Origin of the sequence: Nocardia albiluteola (assembly GCF_018860155.1) — a bacterium.
GTDB classification, from domain to species: Bacteria; Actinomycetota; Actinomycetes; order Mycobacteriales; family Mycobacteriaceae; genus Nocardia; species Nocardia albiluteola.
Window position 1 is genome coordinate 121,396 of the sequence record NZ_JAHKNI010000001.1, and the last position, 15,639, is coordinate 137,034.

The 15,639-nt window shown below is 67.4% G+C and carries 13 protein-coding genes; 9 read left to right on the top strand and 4 right to left on the bottom strand.

Annotated elements, in window-relative coordinates:
- Window positions 1–61 precede the first annotated feature (61 nt).
- Genes KO481_RS00570 through KO481_RS00580 form a run of 3 tightly spaced genes read right to left on the bottom strand, consistent with a single transcriptional unit; the run spans window position 62 to window position 3,253 of the window.
- Entirely contained in the window at window positions 62–1,558 is a 1,497-nt protein-coding gene (locus KO481_RS00570) for an MlaD family protein (protein ID WP_215914955.1), read from the bottom strand.
- Window positions 1,559–1,567: 9 nt separating this feature from the next.
- Complete coding sequence (locus tag KO481_RS00575) at window positions 1,568–2,431, bottom strand: MlaE family ABC transporter permease (RefSeq protein ID WP_215914956.1); 864 nt, start codon at window positions 2,429–2,431, stop codon at window positions 1,568–1,570.
- A 3-nt stretch (window positions 2,432–2,434) separates the two neighbouring features.
- Window positions 2,435–3,253 (bottom strand): MlaE family ABC transporter permease, encoded by an 819-nt coding sequence (locus KO481_RS00580; protein ID WP_215915837.1) that lies wholly within the window; start codon window positions 3,251–3,253, stop codon window positions 2,435–2,437.
- A 582-nt stretch (window positions 3,254–3,835) separates the two neighbouring features.
- Between KO481_RS00580 and KO481_RS00585 the strand changes: the two genes are divergently transcribed.
- Window positions 3,836–4,507, top strand: a complete 672-nt coding sequence (locus KO481_RS00585) for a chymotrypsin family serine protease (RefSeq protein ID WP_215914957.1) — start codon at window positions 3,836–3,838, stop codon at window positions 4,505–4,507.
- 90 nt (window positions 4,508–4,597) lie between these two features.
- Here KO481_RS00585 and KO481_RS00590 read toward each other — a convergent pair whose 3' ends face one another.
- Window positions 4,598–6,073, bottom strand: coding sequence for an MFS transporter (locus KO481_RS00590; RefSeq protein ID WP_215914958.1), 1,476 nt, complete (start codon window positions 6,071–6,073; stop codon window positions 4,598–4,600).
- Window positions 6,074–6,216: 143 nt separating this feature from the next.
- Here KO481_RS00590 and KO481_RS00595 point away from each other — a divergent pair, with 143 nt between their 5' ends.
- The 8 genes from KO481_RS00595 (at window position 6,217) to KO481_RS00630 (ending at window position 15,581) form a co-directional block, all read left to right on the top strand.
- Window positions 6,217–6,798, top strand: a complete 582-nt coding sequence (locus KO481_RS00595) for a DUF6764 family protein (RefSeq protein ID WP_245400205.1) — start codon at window positions 6,217–6,219, stop codon at window positions 6,796–6,798.
- 164 nt (window positions 6,799–6,962) lie between these two features.
- The gene (locus tag KO481_RS00600; protein WP_245400206.1) at window positions 6,963–8,189 is read left to right on the top strand and encodes a serine hydrolase domain-containing protein; all 1,227 of its coding nucleotides are present in this window, start codon (window positions 6,963–6,965) and stop codon (window positions 8,187–8,189) included.
- Complete coding sequence (locus tag KO481_RS00605) at window positions 8,189–9,589, top strand: cytochrome P450 (RefSeq protein ID WP_215914960.1); 1,401 nt, start codon at window positions 8,189–8,191, stop codon at window positions 9,587–9,589. Before KO481_RS00600 ends, KO481_RS00605 begins: the two co-directional genes overlap by 1 nt.
- A gap of 335 nt (window positions 9,590–9,924) precedes the next feature.
- Window positions 9,925–10,806 (top strand): L,D-transpeptidase, encoded by an 882-nt coding sequence (locus tag KO481_RS00610; RefSeq protein ID WP_215914961.1) that lies wholly within the window; start codon window positions 9,925–9,927, stop codon window positions 10,804–10,806.
- Between the two features lie 328 nt (window positions 10,807–11,134).
- On the top strand, window positions 11,135–12,058 hold the full coding sequence (locus KO481_RS00615) for a carbohydrate ABC transporter permease (RefSeq protein WP_215914962.1): 924 nt from the start codon (window positions 11,135–11,137) through the stop codon (window positions 12,056–12,058).
- The gene (locus KO481_RS00620) at window positions 12,055–12,906 is read left to right on the top strand and encodes a carbohydrate ABC transporter permease (RefSeq protein ID WP_215914963.1); all 852 of its coding nucleotides are present in this window, start codon (window positions 12,055–12,057) and stop codon (window positions 12,904–12,906) included. Before KO481_RS00615 ends, KO481_RS00620 begins: the two co-directional genes overlap by 4 nt.
- 82 nt (window positions 12,907–12,988) lie before the next feature.
- Window positions 12,989–14,260 carry an ABC transporter substrate-binding protein gene (locus KO481_RS00625; protein WP_215915839.1) on the top strand — a complete coding sequence of 424 codons (1,272 nt, stop codon included), beginning with the start codon at window positions 12,989–12,991 and terminating at the stop codon, window positions 14,258–14,260.
- 88 nt (window positions 14,261–14,348) lie between these two features.
- Window positions 14,349–15,581 (top strand): alginate lyase family protein, encoded by a 1,233-nt coding sequence (locus KO481_RS00630; protein WP_215914964.1) that lies wholly within the window; start codon window positions 14,349–14,351, stop codon window positions 15,579–15,581.
- The last annotated feature ends 58 nt before the right edge of the window (window positions 15,582–15,639 follow it).

The following is a 15,639-nucleotide window of genomic DNA, read 5'->3' on the forward strand; positions in this document are numbered from 1 at the left end:
GCGCTCGGCTCCATCGTGCACGGGGCGTGCTGGCTCACTGGTTCACTCCGCTTCGCTCCGTTCACCGGCCCGCACCGTTTTCGGTAACTTGCAAGGTTCCACCGTTCAATATCGAGCTCAGCAGCAGGTATTCGGCGATGGTCGGCTGACGTCCCAGCAGCGCGGTGACGGCCGCGTCACCGGTGTAGTCGACCGTCCCGGCGATCGGCGCGGCGGCCGGTTTCGGCGAGACCGGAAGGGCGGCCGGGCCATTCGGCGCGGCCGGCTTCGGCGCGGTGGGCCGCGAAAGGCCCGGGATGCCGTTCGGGAACAGGCTCTGCAGCGGCGTCCCGGCGAAGGGGACCGCCGGCGCGACCGGGGCCGCGGGCGCGGACACGGTGAGGCCCGGGATGGCGGGCAGGCCCGGCACCGCCGCCAGCGGCGGCAGGCCCCGCGCGGAGTCCAGCGCGCGCGGCTTCAGCGCCGGGGTCGCGGGACCGGGATCCGATACCGCCGGCGCGGTCCCGCAGCTCGGTCCGGCCATGGTGCCGTAGCGCGGGCAGTTGCTGCGGTCGTAGGGCTTGTACGGGGTGAAGGTGAGGCCCAGGTTCCAGACCATCTGGCGCTGCGGACCCCAGTGGAAGGTCGTGTTCAACGCCCGGATCGAGGAGTTCAGGCTCGCGATGGCCTCGGGAATCGCCTGCGGCTCGGCCGTGATCGCGCCGAACAGATTGCCGGTGTCCCGGGTGAGTCGCTCGCCGACGTCGCCGTTGGCCGCGAACAGGGCGTTGACCTTGTCCACGGTGCTCTCGCTGCCGGTGAGCAGCGCGGCCACCGCGGCCCGCTTGTCGGAGATGGTCTTCGCCGTCTTCACCGACTCGGCCAGCGTCTGCACCAGCTGCGGCGCGGACTGGTTCAGGGCGTCGAAGGAGGAGGAGAAGTTGTCCAGGGTCTGGCCCACGTTCGGCACGGCCGCGCGGACCTTGGTCAGCCAGTCGTTCAGCCGCTCCACGGTGGAGCCGGGCACCCGGCTGCCGCTCTCCAGCGCATAGGACAGCGTGCCGAGCACCCGGCCCAGCTGCACCGGATCGATCTTGTTCAGGATGGTGCGGACCGTGGTCAGCGTGTCCTGCAGCGCGATGGTGCCCTGGCTGCGGTCCTCGGCGATCTGCGAACCCTGGTGCAGGGAAGCCTGATCGGAGCCGTTGTAGACCAGCTCGACCGAGGTGACGGCGAACAGGTTGCTCGGCACCACCCGGGCGGTGACGTTGGCCGGAATGCCGTCGGTGTACTCCGGCTTCAGCTCGATGTGCACCTGCTGTTGGGTGCCCTGTTCGGCGACGGCGACGTCCTTGACCGAGCCGACCAGCACGCCGCGGAACTTCACATCGGCATCGGAGGGAAGTCCGTCGCCCGTGGTGCTCAGGTTCGCGGTGACGTCGACCTTGGGATGCAGGATGTAGCCCTTGTAGCGGGCCATCAGGAAGGTCAGGATCAGCGCGAAGACGACCACCCCGGCCACGCCCGCGACCAGCAGCTGCCGCATCGTCGGTCCGCGCCCACTCGGATCGATGATCATGCCCGGCCCCTATCCCGAAATCCTGATGCCGGGGTTGACTCCCCAGACCGCCAGCGTGATGAACAAGTCGGCGAAGACCACGGCGATGATGCAGTACTTGATGGCGCGCCCGGCCGCGACGCCGACGCCCTCGGGGCCGCCGGAGGCGAAGAATCCGTAGTAACACTGGATGAAGGTGGTGATCGCCACGAAGACAATGGCTTTCAGCAGCGACCACAGCACGTCGTGCGGTACCAGGAATTGGTAGAAGTAGTGCTGGAAGGTGCCGCTGGCGGTGCCGCCGTAGAGCCGGACCGTGATCGCGCAGGAGATGTAGGCGAACGGCAGGGCCAGGCAGTACAGCGGGACGATCGCGATCATCGCCGCGATCATCCGGGTGCTGACCAGATACGGCAGCGGGCGAATGGCCTGGGATTCGAGGGCGTCGATCTCCTCGGCGATGCGCATCGAGCCCAGTTGCGCGGTGAACCGGCAGCCGGCCTGCGCGGCGAACGCCAGGGTCGCGAGCATCGGGCCCAGTTCACGGGTGGTGGCGAAGGCCGAGATGGCGCCGGTGATCGGGCTGAGCCCCAGCAGATTCAGCGAGGTGTAGCCCTGGATTCCTACGGTCATACCGCCGAAGGCGCTCAGGATCAGCACCACGCCCACGGTGCCGCCGCCGACGATCAGGCTGCCGTTACCCCAGGTGACGTCCGAGAGCAGACGCCAGATCTCCTTGGGATAGTGCTTGAACGCCAACGGCATCGAGCCGATCGACCGCAGGAAGAAGAAGACCTGGTGACCGATGCGGGCCAGCCAGTCGCGCGGCGCGCCGGCCGACGACTTGAGGCGCTCGAGGGGCCGCAGCAGCGGCGGTACATAGGTTGACGACACCGCTCAGACCATCTGTGGGGGGAACAGGGTGTTGTAGATCTCCGTGACGATCAGGTTCACACCGAACAACATCACCGCGGACAGCACCACGGCCGTGTTCACCGAGTTCGCGACTCCGCCCGGGCCACCACGGGTGTTCAGCCCGGTGTCGCAGGCGATGATGGCCGCCAGCAACCCGAAGATCAACGACTTCACCAGTGCCACAAGCAGGTCCGTAGTGACCGCGAAGGAGGCGAAGGTTCCGATGTAGGAGCCCGGCGTGCCGTTCTGCGCAAAGATATTGAAGATGTAGCCGGTCAGGAAGCCGACGAAGACGACGAACCCGCACAGCAGAACCGACACTAACATAGCGGCGCCCAGACGGGGCGCTACGAGACGGCGCATCGGGTCGACGCCCATCACCTTCATCGCGTCGATCTCCTCGCGGATGGTGCGGGAACCGAGGTCGGCACAGATGGCCGAGCCGACCGCGCCGGCGATCATCAGCGAGGTAACCAGCGGGGCGCCCTGCTGGATGATGCCCAGCCCGTTGGCCGCGCCGATGAAGGAGGTCGCGCCGACCTGCCCGGCGACCGAGCCGACCTGGATCGAGACGATGACACCGATCGGGATGGCAACCAGCAGCGTCGGCGCGGCGGCGACGCTGGACATGAACGCGCACTGGCGAACGAATTCGCCGAAGGGAAACCGGCGGCGGAAGATGCTGACGAACAGCTCGGCGACGGCCGCAATGCCCATGGTGATCTGACGGCCGAAGGTTTCCAGCGAACGCTTCGGATGGTCCTGCCAGTACCCTCTGGTCCAGTCGAGCGCGCCGCCCATTCGCGACGCTGGACGCGTGGCCCCCGACCCGCCCGGACCGTCGGTGGTGACTTGCACTGGCTAACCCCTCTCGACGCCGGTTACTCGCCCCGACGACTGTTTGCTTGACGCACCCTACTACGGAGTTAGGAAAAACACATCACGATCAGTGACTCCAGCCATAGACCCACATCACGGCCGGTCCGGGGCTGTGAAATGGGCCAATTGGTTGGGAAAAGCAACAAAAACGGCGGATGGCTTCTAGAACAGGTTCTACACTCCTGAACGAATGTCCAACTCTTCTCGGTCGCTCCGCGAAATAAACCGGAACGAATTAATCTAAATAATGGCTCGCCGTGTAAACTCGGAGCCTATCTCTCGAACCCGCGAATCGTGTATCTTTGCGGGCCGTGTCGCCGCGCCGACGCGCCGGTCACGACGCCGCGTGCGCCCCGCGCGCCGCGCCCGGCCCGACCTCACGATCCGTGGCAGCCGACCAGCAAACTACAGTCCCGTAGAACGCACACCGGAGCGCGATTACTGACAGGATGTAGTAACTACATGGATTGATATCGTGCGGGCTTCCGACGTCTCTGGAGGGACATGTTCAACACACTCGCCAAGGCGGCGCGTACCGCCTTCGCAGTCGCCATCGGCGCGGCGCTGCTCGGGACGGGCGCGGGAGTCGCGCAGGCCGCGGCCGGACCGGCGGTCATCGGTGGCGGTTCCGGAATCATCATTGACAACCAGTTCGAGTGCACGGTCACCACGATCGGCCACGACGGGGCGGGACGGCTGGTCGGCCTGACCGCCGGCCACTGCGGCGAGGCGGGCGCGCAGGTGTGGGCCGAACGGGATCGCGGCGCGGGTGTGATCGGCCGCTTCGTGTATTCGAACCACGATCTGGACTACGCGGTGATCCAATTCGATCCGGGCAAGGTCGTCCCGGTCAATCGGGTGGGCAACGTGACGATCACCCGGCTCGGCGCCCCGGCGCAGTTCCCCAACATCGTCTGCAAGGAGGGCCGCACCACCGGCAACACCTGCGGCATCGCGTGGGGCGACATCTTCCAGACCGATGAGACCTGGTCCCAGATGTGTGTGGTGGAGGGCGATTCCGGCGCACCGGTGGTCATCGGCTCGACGCTGGTCGGCATGGTGAACGCCTACCTGGCGGTGTCCTGCTTCGGTCCCGAGGTCGGCACCAACATGAGCGCGATCGTGCGCGATCTGAACGCACGCGGCGGCGCCGGCGCGGGCTTCCGCCCGATCTGACCGGTTCTCCCTCGTTCGGAGCGCGGAGTGAAACCCGCACCGCGGGGCGGCAATTCGAGTGTTCGACTCGGACAGCCGCCTCGCGGTTTTTTATTGCCCCGAAAGCTTCGGCTGCACGGCCGGTCCGGTCACTCCGCAGTTCGGCAGGCAATCCACGTCGGTCGGCTGGGCGGGCAGCGCGTCGCGCTTGCGCGGGCTGCCTAGCAGTGCGGCCGCGATGACCGCGCCGACGACCAGCAGGCCCGCACAGATCCACATCGCCACCCGGAAGCCGTGATCGATCACGGCGGCGTCCCCGATCGAACCCGAAATCCCCGCCAGCCCCGGCAGCGCGGCCACCGCGAGCAACTGCGCGGTACGGGCGACCGCGTTGTTGACCCCCGACGCGATCCCCGCCTCGCCCGCCGGAACCGCGCCCAGCACCGCCCCCGTCAGGGGGGCTACCAGCGCCGAGAGCCCCAACCCGAACACCAGCACACCGGGCAGCACGTCCCGCAGATAGCCGCCGATGCTGCCCGAACCGGATCCGATGCGCAGCAACAGCACCAGCCCGCCCGCGGACAGCAGCGGTCCGATCGTCATGAGCGGGCGCGGGCCGTGGTGCTGGGCCCAGCGCCCCGCGCGGGAGGACAGGACCAGCATGAGCAGCGTGATCGGGAGCGTGGCCACGCCCGACATCAGCGGTGAGAAGTGCGCGACCTGCTGCAGCTGCAGCACCAGCAGGAAGAAGACCCCGCCCAGCGCGGCATAGACAGCCAGGGTCACCAGGTTCGCCGCGGTGAACACCCGGGACCGGAACAGCGACGGCGGCACCAGCGGATGATTGCTGCGCATTTCGATCACCACGAACACCGCCAGCAGCACCAGACCGGCGACCGCGAGCACCGGCATCTTCTCGATCAGGCCGAAGGTCAGCGCGCCCAGCGCGAGGGCCACCACCACCGCGCCCGGAATGTCCAGCCGCGTCGAGGCGTTCGGATCGCGGCTCTCGGGCACGTGCCGCAGCGAGACGGCCACCACCACCGCGGCAAGCGGCACATTGATCAGGAAGATCGAGCGCCAGGTGGCCACGTCGATCAGCCAGCCGCCCAGGAACGGGCCGATCGCGCCCGCGATCCCGCCGAATCCGGACCACAGGCCGATCGCCGCGCCCTGGTCGCGCCGGTCGATGGACGCCGAGATCAGAGCCAGGCTGCCCGGGGTGAGCAGCGCGCCGGCCACCCCCTGCACCACCCGCGCGGCGATCATCATCTCGATGTTCACCGCCGCGCCGCACAGTACCGAGGCCGCCGCGAAACCGATTGTGCCCCAGACGAATACCTTACGACGGCCGAGTTTGTCCCCCAGCGATCCGCCGAGCAGGATGAACGAGGCCAGCGTCAGCGTGTAGCCGCTCAATGTCCATTGCAGCCCGGAAACCCCGGTGTGCAGGGCATTCCCGATGCGCGGCAGCGCGATGTTGACGACTGTGGCATCCATCGAGGCCACCGCGGAGCCCAGCACCGTGGCCAGCAGAATCCATCGCCCGGTCGCCGAACGCAGGCGCGGGGATGCAGAATCACTCATTGCTCTCACGCTACGGATCGTGACGAGAATCGGTGTCGTTTCACATGCGGGAATCCGCCACGTGAAACGGTCGCGTACCGAATTGCCGAGTCGTAGCAACCATCTGGGTACAGTGGTCCTGTACGTCAGGATGGAGTTGAACAATGAAGCTGATCAGCATAATTGCGTGTTCCGCCGCAGCAGTCGGTATATATTCAAATGGAATTAGCAATGCATCAGCTACCGCAGTGAACTGCGATTCCGGCCGGGGCGAGGACGTCACGGTCGTCGACGGGCACACGGCCTGCCGGGCCGCGGTCTCCGATGCCGGATACGCCCGCGCCGGCGCCTACGACGGGGTCGGATATGCCAGGGCCAGTTCGGGTGCGATGGCCTTCGGATTCGGCGCGAGCGGCGGCGTCGGGGCCAGCGACGGGGCCGCGGGGGTGCCGATCGCGATCGGCCTGGGTCCCGACGCGTTCGCGTACACCTCGCTGCGCGCAGCACCGGCCGGCGACCTGATCGCCCTCACGATCGCGATGAACGGCTCACAGGCACAGGTGATTTCGGGCGGGCCGACGGTCGTCTGCCTGGGTTCGGCGGCCCTGGCCTGGGATTCGCACAGCGGCGCGGCGTGCCTGGCCACACCGTTCGGCCGCTGGCAGACCGCCTCGCAGCCGGGCCGCCCGGCTCCCCAGGAACGGTCGGCGGCGCCCGCCCGCCCGGACGACTTCCGCATCGGCTGAAGGCACGCCCGCGGCGGATCGAGGCCGTGAATGTGCCTGATCACACCACGTTACCTGCGAGTAAGGTCGGAGCGGGCAGAGTTAGGCTGGCTATCGGGCCGTCGTCGCCCTGACGAGGCCCGATATCGGAGCAGGGCGAGGAGGTTCGGCAGATGGTTGCGGCGATGCCAGATCAGGACGACATCACCCCGGAGCCGGGCGCGCCGCGGATGCTCATCGACCCGCGCTTCGTCCCGGTCGTGCACCGCTTCCTCCGGATATTCGACCGGCCCACCCACGGCGGCGGCGCGCTCGCGATCTATCTCGACGGCCGTCCGGTGGTGGACGTGTGGGCGGGGTGGGCCGCGCCGGACCGGCGCTGGGCGGCCGACACGGTCGCGCTGAGCTTTTCCACCGGCAAGGGCGTCGCGGCCACGGTGCTGCACCGGGTCGCCGAGCGTGGGCTGATCGACTACGACGCGCCGGTCGCCGAGTACTGGCCGGAGTTCGCGACGAACGGCAAGGCCGCCATCACCGTCCGCGAGGTGCTCGCCCACCGCGCCGGGTTGCACCGGGTGCGCGGGCTGGCCCCGGCCCCGGCCGACCTCCTGGACTACGACGCCATGGTGGCGGCGCTGGCGGCGGCCCCGCCGGACCCGCGGCGCCTGCACGCCTCGGGATACCACGCGGTCACCTTCGGCTGGCTGGTGGCCGAGATCGTGCGCCGGGCCACCGGCGACGATTTCACCGAGGTGCTGCGCCGCGAGATCGCCGAACCGCTGGGCACCGCCGAATTCTGGTATCGCGTACCGGAATCCGAGCGGTTCCGCATCGCGCCGACCTTTCCCCGGCTGAAGATCCCGGGGATGCGGTGGGATACCGCAGCCGCACAGTTCGAGCGCAACCACGTGATGCGCGGTGTGGCCGAGGCCGGAATGCCGGACGGATTCGACACCCTGGCCGCGGACCCCCGGGTGCACGACGCGGTGATGCCCGGGTTCAACGGCGTATTCACCGCGCGCTCGCTCGCGCAGATGTACGGGGCCCTGGCCAACGGCGGCCGGCTGGCCGGTACCGCCCCGGATGCCCCGCCGCTGCTGCGGCCGGAGACGATCGCGGCGATCAATCACGTGCAGCTCGCGGAACGTCGCGACTACGTGCTCGGCGTTCCGTCCCCGTTCACCCTGGGATATCACCGCCCGCCGGTACTCTCGCGCCGCCCGCCTCGCACGGCGTTCGGGCACTACGGTGTCGGCGGTTCGGGCGCGTTCGCCGATCCGGAGCTGCGCCTGTCGGTCGCGTTCGTCACCAACCGGCTCGGCAACGCGCTCAACACGATCGGCGACGGTCGCATGGCCCGGCTCGGGGGTATGGCGCACACCGCGGTGCTGGATGAGGCCAGGTTGGAGTGATGTCGTCTCCGGCGCCGGACAGCCACGGACCGCGGGCGCCGCGGCCCGTCCTGCTGCACGCACTGTTCGCGGGGGTCGACTTCGAGCGGTATTTCCGGTGGCGCCGCGCCCGCGACGGGGATCCGTTCCTGGTCCGATTTCCCGGGTTCGGCGGCGGCCTGTTCACCGGCACCCCCGCCGGGGCGCGCGAGCTGTTGCGCGCGCCGATCGAGCTGGTGGTGCCGCCACTGCCGAATCCCATTGAACCGATGGTGGGTTCGGCGTCGCTGATCCTGGCCCGCGGGGAACGGCACCATCGCGAGCGTATGGTGCTCGCACCGGTCTTCCATCGATCCCGAATGATTCGCTACGCCACCATCATTCGCGATTCTGCCCGGGACGAATTGGACGGCCGCCGCACCGGAAAGCCGTGGGCCCCGGGCACCCGGGTCGATGCCCGCGCCGCGGCCCGCGCCATTACCCTGCGGGTCATTCTCGAGGCGGTACTCGGCATCGAAAGCCATTCCCGCCGTGCCGAATACATCGATGCAGTGAACCGATTTCTGAATGCCTTCGGCGGCCCGCTGATGCTCGTTCCCGCATTGCGGCGCGGCGTATTCGGCCGTTCGCCGTGGGACCGGTTCACCGCGGCCCGTGCGCGCCTGGATGCGCTCATGTCCGCCGATATCGAAACCCGCCGCGCCACCGGAATATTCGGCGAGGATGTGCTGGCGATGCTGCTCGAGGCCCGCTACGACGACGGCGAGGCGATATCCGACACCGATCTGCTCGAACAGCTGCGCACCCTGCTCGTCGCGGGGCACGAGACGACCGCAACCACCCTGGTCTGGGCGCTGTACCGGCTGCACCGCCATCCCGAGGCGCTGCGGCGGCTGCGCGCGGAGCTGGCGCAGGTGGATCCGGCAACCGAACCGCACGACCTGGTCCGGCTGCCCTACCTGGACGCGGTCTGCCAGGAGACGCTGCGCCTGCATCCGCCGGTGCCGATCGTGCTGCGCCGCTTGACCGGGCCGTACACGTTGCGCGGCGTCGAGCTCGGCGCGGGGGACACCATGGGCATCGCGGTGCCGCTGCTGCATTCGGATCCCGAGGTCTGGAGCGATCCCGCGCGGTTCGCGCCCGAGCGTTTCCTCGAACGCCGTTACGGCCCCTTCGAATTCGCGCCGTACGGGGGTGGGCACCGCCGCTGCGTGGGCGCCTCGCTCGCGGACTACGAACTGCGCATCGTGCTGGCCACCGTGATCGCCCGGACCGAACTCGCGCTCACGCCGGCATACGCCCGGGGGCCGATGCCGCTGTCGGTGCCGCACAACATCGCCACCGGACCGCGTTCGGGTATTACCTTCAAGGTCATCTCTCACCCCGGTCAGGGCAGTGATTTGCCTCACAATGATGTTTGAGTAGGCATCGTTTCTCTTATCTGCGGCCACGTCGCAGTTCCGGTCCGGCAAACCGCCCCGAGCGGCGCAGACGACCCGGATCGATACCGCACGCCGGGATCGGTGATCGATCGCACATCGTGCGCTGCGAGTTCATAACTGGCATTGGACGATTGGATCGCATCGCCCGGAGATGTAGTAATGGAATCCGGGCAGGGGGCGATACACATTTCGCTGTGGATCGTGAACGAGATCTTCCGCGCGTTTTCGCGCGTGAATTTGTGAGATTGAGAGGACGAACGGCTTTGCGCATCACCACCTGTCGGAAACCCCTGCGGGACAAGACACCCCGGACAATGCGGATCGGAGTCCTATCCCTCGCGGTAGCCGCCGCCGGTGCGCTGGCCGCAGGCACGGCCGCCGCCACGCCGCTGTGGCCGGGCGGCCCCGATATTCCGGGTGCACCCGCGCTGGTGCAGAGCCCGCAGCCCGCACCCGGCGCCGCGCCGATGCAGAACCCGCCGGCGCTCCCGCAGGCCAACTTCGCCCGGCCCACCCTCAGCCCCGGTGACGGCGACGTCGTCGGCGTGGCCGAGCCGGTCTTCATCAACTTCAAGGATCCCGTCACCGACCACGCCACGGCGGAGAAGGCCATCCGGATCACCTCGTCGACCCCGGTGAAGGGCCACTTCTACTGGTACGGCGACAAGCAGGCGCGCTGGCGGCCGGAGAACTTCTGGCCCGCGCACGACAGCATCACCGTCGAGGCCGGCGGCACCAAGGTCGCCTACAAGACCGGCGACGAGGTCATCACCACCGCCGACGACACCACCCACACCATCACCATCACCAAGAACGGCCAGGTCATCAAGACCATGCCGACCTCGATGGGCAAGACCGCGCACCCGACGCCCAACGGCATCTACTACGTCGGTGAGAAGAACCGGAAGATGATCATGGATTCGGCCACCTTCGGTGTGCCGGACACCTCGCCCGAGGGCTACAAGGTCCCGGTCGAGTTCGCCACCCGGCTGGCGAACAACGGCATCTTCCTGCACGCCGCGCCCTGGTCGGTGTCCCAGCAGGGCAACTCGGACGTCAGCCACGGCTGCCTGAACGTCAGCACGGCCGATGCCCAGTGGTTCTTCGAGAACGCGCAGAAGGGCGACCCGGTGGTCGTGAAGAACACCAACGGCGGCCAGGCCAGCCACAGCGACGGCATGGGCGACTGGGCCTGAGAGTGAGATAGTTGCTGGTCACGCGGCCCCGGACATCGAGTCCGGGGCCGCGTTGCATCTATTGATCTACCAGCATTGTTGTCCGCTGGGTGCCGTTTCCCCCATGGCACCGTCCGCCGAGCCGGCATCATCGGTGGGCGTTGTGTTGATCTCCGACTGAAGTTCATTGGCGATTAACCACGCAATCGAGATCCGTCCCTTTACGATTCGGCGCATGTCTGGTTTGTCCGGGGAGACGTCGGCGATTGGTGATCCACCGCGCGGACTGTTCAGCAGGCGGGCAACGGCGATTAACCGACTGTTTGCCCGAAGGCGTAAGGCTGCCACGGTGCGACCGCGACCCGAACGAGTTCTGCCTGGCCGCGGGCGTGGCCTGCGGGGGCGGCCCTGGAGTGACTATGGGCTGTTCCTTGTTCTGGTGGTGCCCAATCTGGTGCTGCTCGGGGTGTTCGTCTACCGGCCGCTGATCGACAACATCCGGCTGTCCTTCACCGACTGGAATCTGGCCGATCCGCTCGCGAACTACATCGGCCTGAGCAACTACCGGGAGTGGTTCGGCCGCGGCGATTCCTGGCAGATCGTGGGCAATACGGTGATCTTCACCGTGGCCGCGGTCGCGGGCAGCATGGTCCTCGGACTCGCGCTGGCCATGCTGCTGGATCGGAAGCTGTTCGGCCGCAATGCTGTTCGGTCGGTGATCTTCGCGCCGTTCGTCATCTCCGGCGCGGCGATCGGAGTGGCGTTCCAGTTCATCTTCGATCCCAGCTTCGGCCTGGTGCAGGACGTGCTGCATCGGCTCGGGATGACGCATGCGCCGGACTTCTACCAGGATCCGCACTGGGCGCTGTTCATGGTGACCGTCACATACATCTGGAAGAACCTCGGCTACAGCTTCGTCATCTACCTGGCCGCGCTGCAGGGCGCCCGGCCCGAGCTGTCCGAGGCCGCCAAGATCGACGGCGCGGGCGCGTGGAGCCGGTTCTGGCATGTGCTGCTCCCGCAGCTGCGCCCGACGACGTTCTTCCTGTCGATCACCGTGATGCTGAATTCGCTGCAGGTCTTCGACATCATCAACGTGATGACCCGCGGCGGGCCGCTGGGCACCGGCACCACGACGATGGTCTACCAGGTGTATCTGGAGTCCTTCCGCAACCTCCGGGCCGGCTACGGCGCGACGGTCGCGACCATCATGTTCGTCGTGCTGCTGATCGTCACGCTCGTGCAGGTCCGCGTCATGGATCGGGAGGCATGATGAGCATGACGTACCGACGCCGCCGGTTCGCGGCGACGTTCCTGGGTTACGCCGCGATGGTGTGCGTGCTGATCATCGTCGGGGTGCCGCTGTTCTGGATCCTGATCACCTCGTTCAAGGCGCGCCCCGACATCTACACCCAGCCCGCGACGTACTGGCCGCACAGCTGGCATCCCGAGAACTACCACGTCGCCACGACCACCCTGCCGTTCTGGCATTTCCTGCGCAATTCGCTGATCGTCACCGCGATCGTGGCGGGGGTGAAGTTCGTGCTCGGCGTGTTCAGCGCGTATGGGCTGGTATTCCTGCGCTTTCCCGGCAAGACGGCGATCTTCCTGGTGATCATCGCGGCCCTGATGGTGCCCAACCAGATCACGGTGATCTCCAACTATGCGCTCGTCGCGCAGCTCGGGTGGCGAAATACCTTCCCGGGCATCATCGTTCCGCTGTGCGGGGTCGCGTTCGGAACGTTCCTGATGCGCAACCATTTCCTGTCGCTGCCGAGCGAGGTCATCGAGGCCGCGCGGATCGACGGCGCGAACTGGTGGCGGCTGCTCACCCGGGTGGTGCTGCCGATGTCGGGGCCGACCATGGTCGCCTTCGCCGTCGTCACGCTGGTCAACGAGTGGAACGAATATCTGTGGCCGTTCCTGATGGCCGACGACTCGCGGGTGGCCACCCTGCCGGTCGGGCTGACGCTGCTGCAGAACACCGAGAATCCGAGCGTCACCAACTGGGGTCCGGTCATGGCCGGAACCCTCCTCACCATGGTGCCGATCCTGCTCGTCTTCCTGATTCTGCAACGCCAGATGATCAAGGGCCTCACCTCCGGTGCGGTCAAAAGCTAACCATTACAAGGAGTTTGCCGTGTTCAGTTCGGATTCCCTTCGGCCCGCGCTGTCGCGCCGCGGCTTTCTGGGCCTGACCGGGATGGCCGCCACCGGCCTGGCGCTGACGGCCTGCGCCGGAACCGGCGGCGGGACAAAGCAATCCGGTGATGCCAAGACGATCACCTTCTGGTCCAACCATCCCGGTACCTCGAAGGATCAGGAGACCGAGCTGATCAATCGGTTCCACGCCAAGTACCCGGATCTGACGGTCAATCTGGTCGATGCCGGCAGCAACTACGAGGAGGTCGCGCAGAAGTTCAATGCTGCGCTGACCGGCGGCGATCTGCCCGATGTCGTTGTGCTGTCGGATGTCTGGTGGTTCAACTACGCGCTGACCAACGCGATCGAGCCGCTGGACGGTCACTTCTCCGCGGCCGGGGTGAACGTCGGGGACTACGTCGACTCCTTCGTCAGCGACTACAAGTTCAACGGCAAGACCTGGGCGCTGCCGTATTCCCGCTCGACCCCGATCTTCTGCTACAACAAGGACATCTGGGCCAAGGCCGGGCTGCCCGACCGCGGCCCCGAGTCCTGGCAGGAATTCGACCAGTGGGGCCCGGAGCTGCAGCGCGTGGTGGGCGACGGCAAGTGGGCGCACGGCTGGGGTAATGCCAAGAACTACCTGGCGTGGACGTTCCAGGGGCCGAACTGGACCTTCGGCGGCGCCTACTCCGATCAGTGGACGCTGAAGTTCACCGATCCCCACACCATCGAGGCCGGGAACTACCTGCGCTCCTCGATCAACGACAAGAAGTACGCCAGCATTCGCCCCAACATCGCCACCGATTTCGGCACCGCCGTCGTGGCCTCGGCCATCACCTCCACCGGGGACCTGAAGGGCATCAACGCGAACGCCGCGGGCAAGCTCAACTTCGGCACCGCCTTCCTGCCGCACCCCAACGGTCCCGGCTGCACGACCGGCGGCGCCGGCCTCGCCATTCCCGCCCGCATCTCCGATGCGCGAAAGGCCAACGCGCTGAAGTTCATCGACTTCATCACCAATGCCGCGAACACCTCGTACTTCTCCCAGGCCACCGGCTACATTCCGGTCCGCAAGTCGGCCGTACAGGAGCCGAGCGAGGCTGACTTCCTGGCGAAGAACCCGGTCAACAAGACCGCCATCGATCAGCTGGCCCTGACCAAATCCCAGGACTACGCCCGCGTCTTCCTCCCCGGCGCCGACCAGATCATCGGCACCGGCCTCGAACAGATCGGCCTCCAGAACAAGGACGCCGCCGCGGCCCTGGCGGGCGTCCAGGACCAGCTCCAGGCCATCTACACCCGCCAGATCCAGCCCAAGCTCCCGAAATAGCGCGCACGGGATCCCCCACCGGTAGACGACCGAACGCTGCGCGACGATAGGTTGACTGCGACCACACTCGACACCGCACCGATCTCCGATGGGGGACATCCGTATGCCCCGGCACCGCCGCGCCCGAATCGTATCGATCCTGATCGCGGTCATGGCCATCGCCGGATCATCGGTGGGGTGCTCGAGCGGAGGCGGGCAGCCGGGTGCGCATGCCGCGCCGGCCACCACCGCCTCCGCAACAGGGGATTTCGCGCATCCAGGGGTGCTGGTATCGCGCGGCCAGCTGGATTTCGTGAAGAAGCAGGTCACCGCGGGGGCGCAGCCGTGGAAGGGGGCCTACGAGGCGATGCTGGCGACACAGTCCGCGGCGGTGGACTATCGGGCCAAGCCGCGCGCGGTCGTGGATTGCGGTCCGTACGACCACCCCAACAACGGATGCAGTGACGAGCGCCGGGACGCCGCCGCGGCCTATACCGACGCCCTGGCCTGGTACATCTCCGGTCAGGCGCGGTTCGCACAGAAGTCCATCGAGGTCATGGACGCGTGGTCGGCGGTGCTCACGGGGCACACCGGCAGTAATGCGCCGCTGCAGAGCGGGTGGGCCGCCTCGGTGTGGACGCGGGCCGCGGAGATCGTGCGGTACACCTACACCGGCTGGCCTGGCGCGGAAAAGTTCGCCGAGCTGCTGCGAAAGGTGTACCTGCCCAAGGTGATCACCGGTTCCCCCTCGAACGGGAACTGGGAGCTATCGATGCTCGAGGCGAGTCAGGGCATCGGGATATTCCTCGACGATCGCGCCACCTACGACAAGGCCGTCGCGATGTATCTGAACCGGGTCCCGGCCTACGTCTACCTCAGCTCCGACGGCCCGCTGCCCAAGGTCTCGGCCCGCACGCACGCGCACACCCCGGCGGAGATCACCAAGTACTGGTGGGGGCAGTCCCAGCTCGTCGATGGCGTGGCACAGGAGACCTGCCGAGACTTCGCCCACACCGGGTACGGCCTGTCCGCGATCGCGCACATCGCCGAGACCGGCCGCATCCAGCATCACGACCTCTATCCGCAGGTTGCCGACCGCCTGCGGGCCGGCTTCGAACTGCACTCGAAATACCAACTGGGCGAACCCATGCCGGCCTGGTTGTGCGGCGGACACCTCGAGCGCGAGCTCGGCCCGGTCACCGAGGTCGCGTACAACGCGCTGCACAACCGGATGGGCATGGACATGCCCTACACCGGGCAGCTCACCAATAAGCAGCGCCCGGCGGGCATGGACCTGTTCACCATGTGGGAGACCCTGACCCACGCGAGTAATCCCGCCTGAATTCCCCGCCGTCGACCAGATCATCAGCACCGGCCTAGAACAGATCGGCCTACAGGGC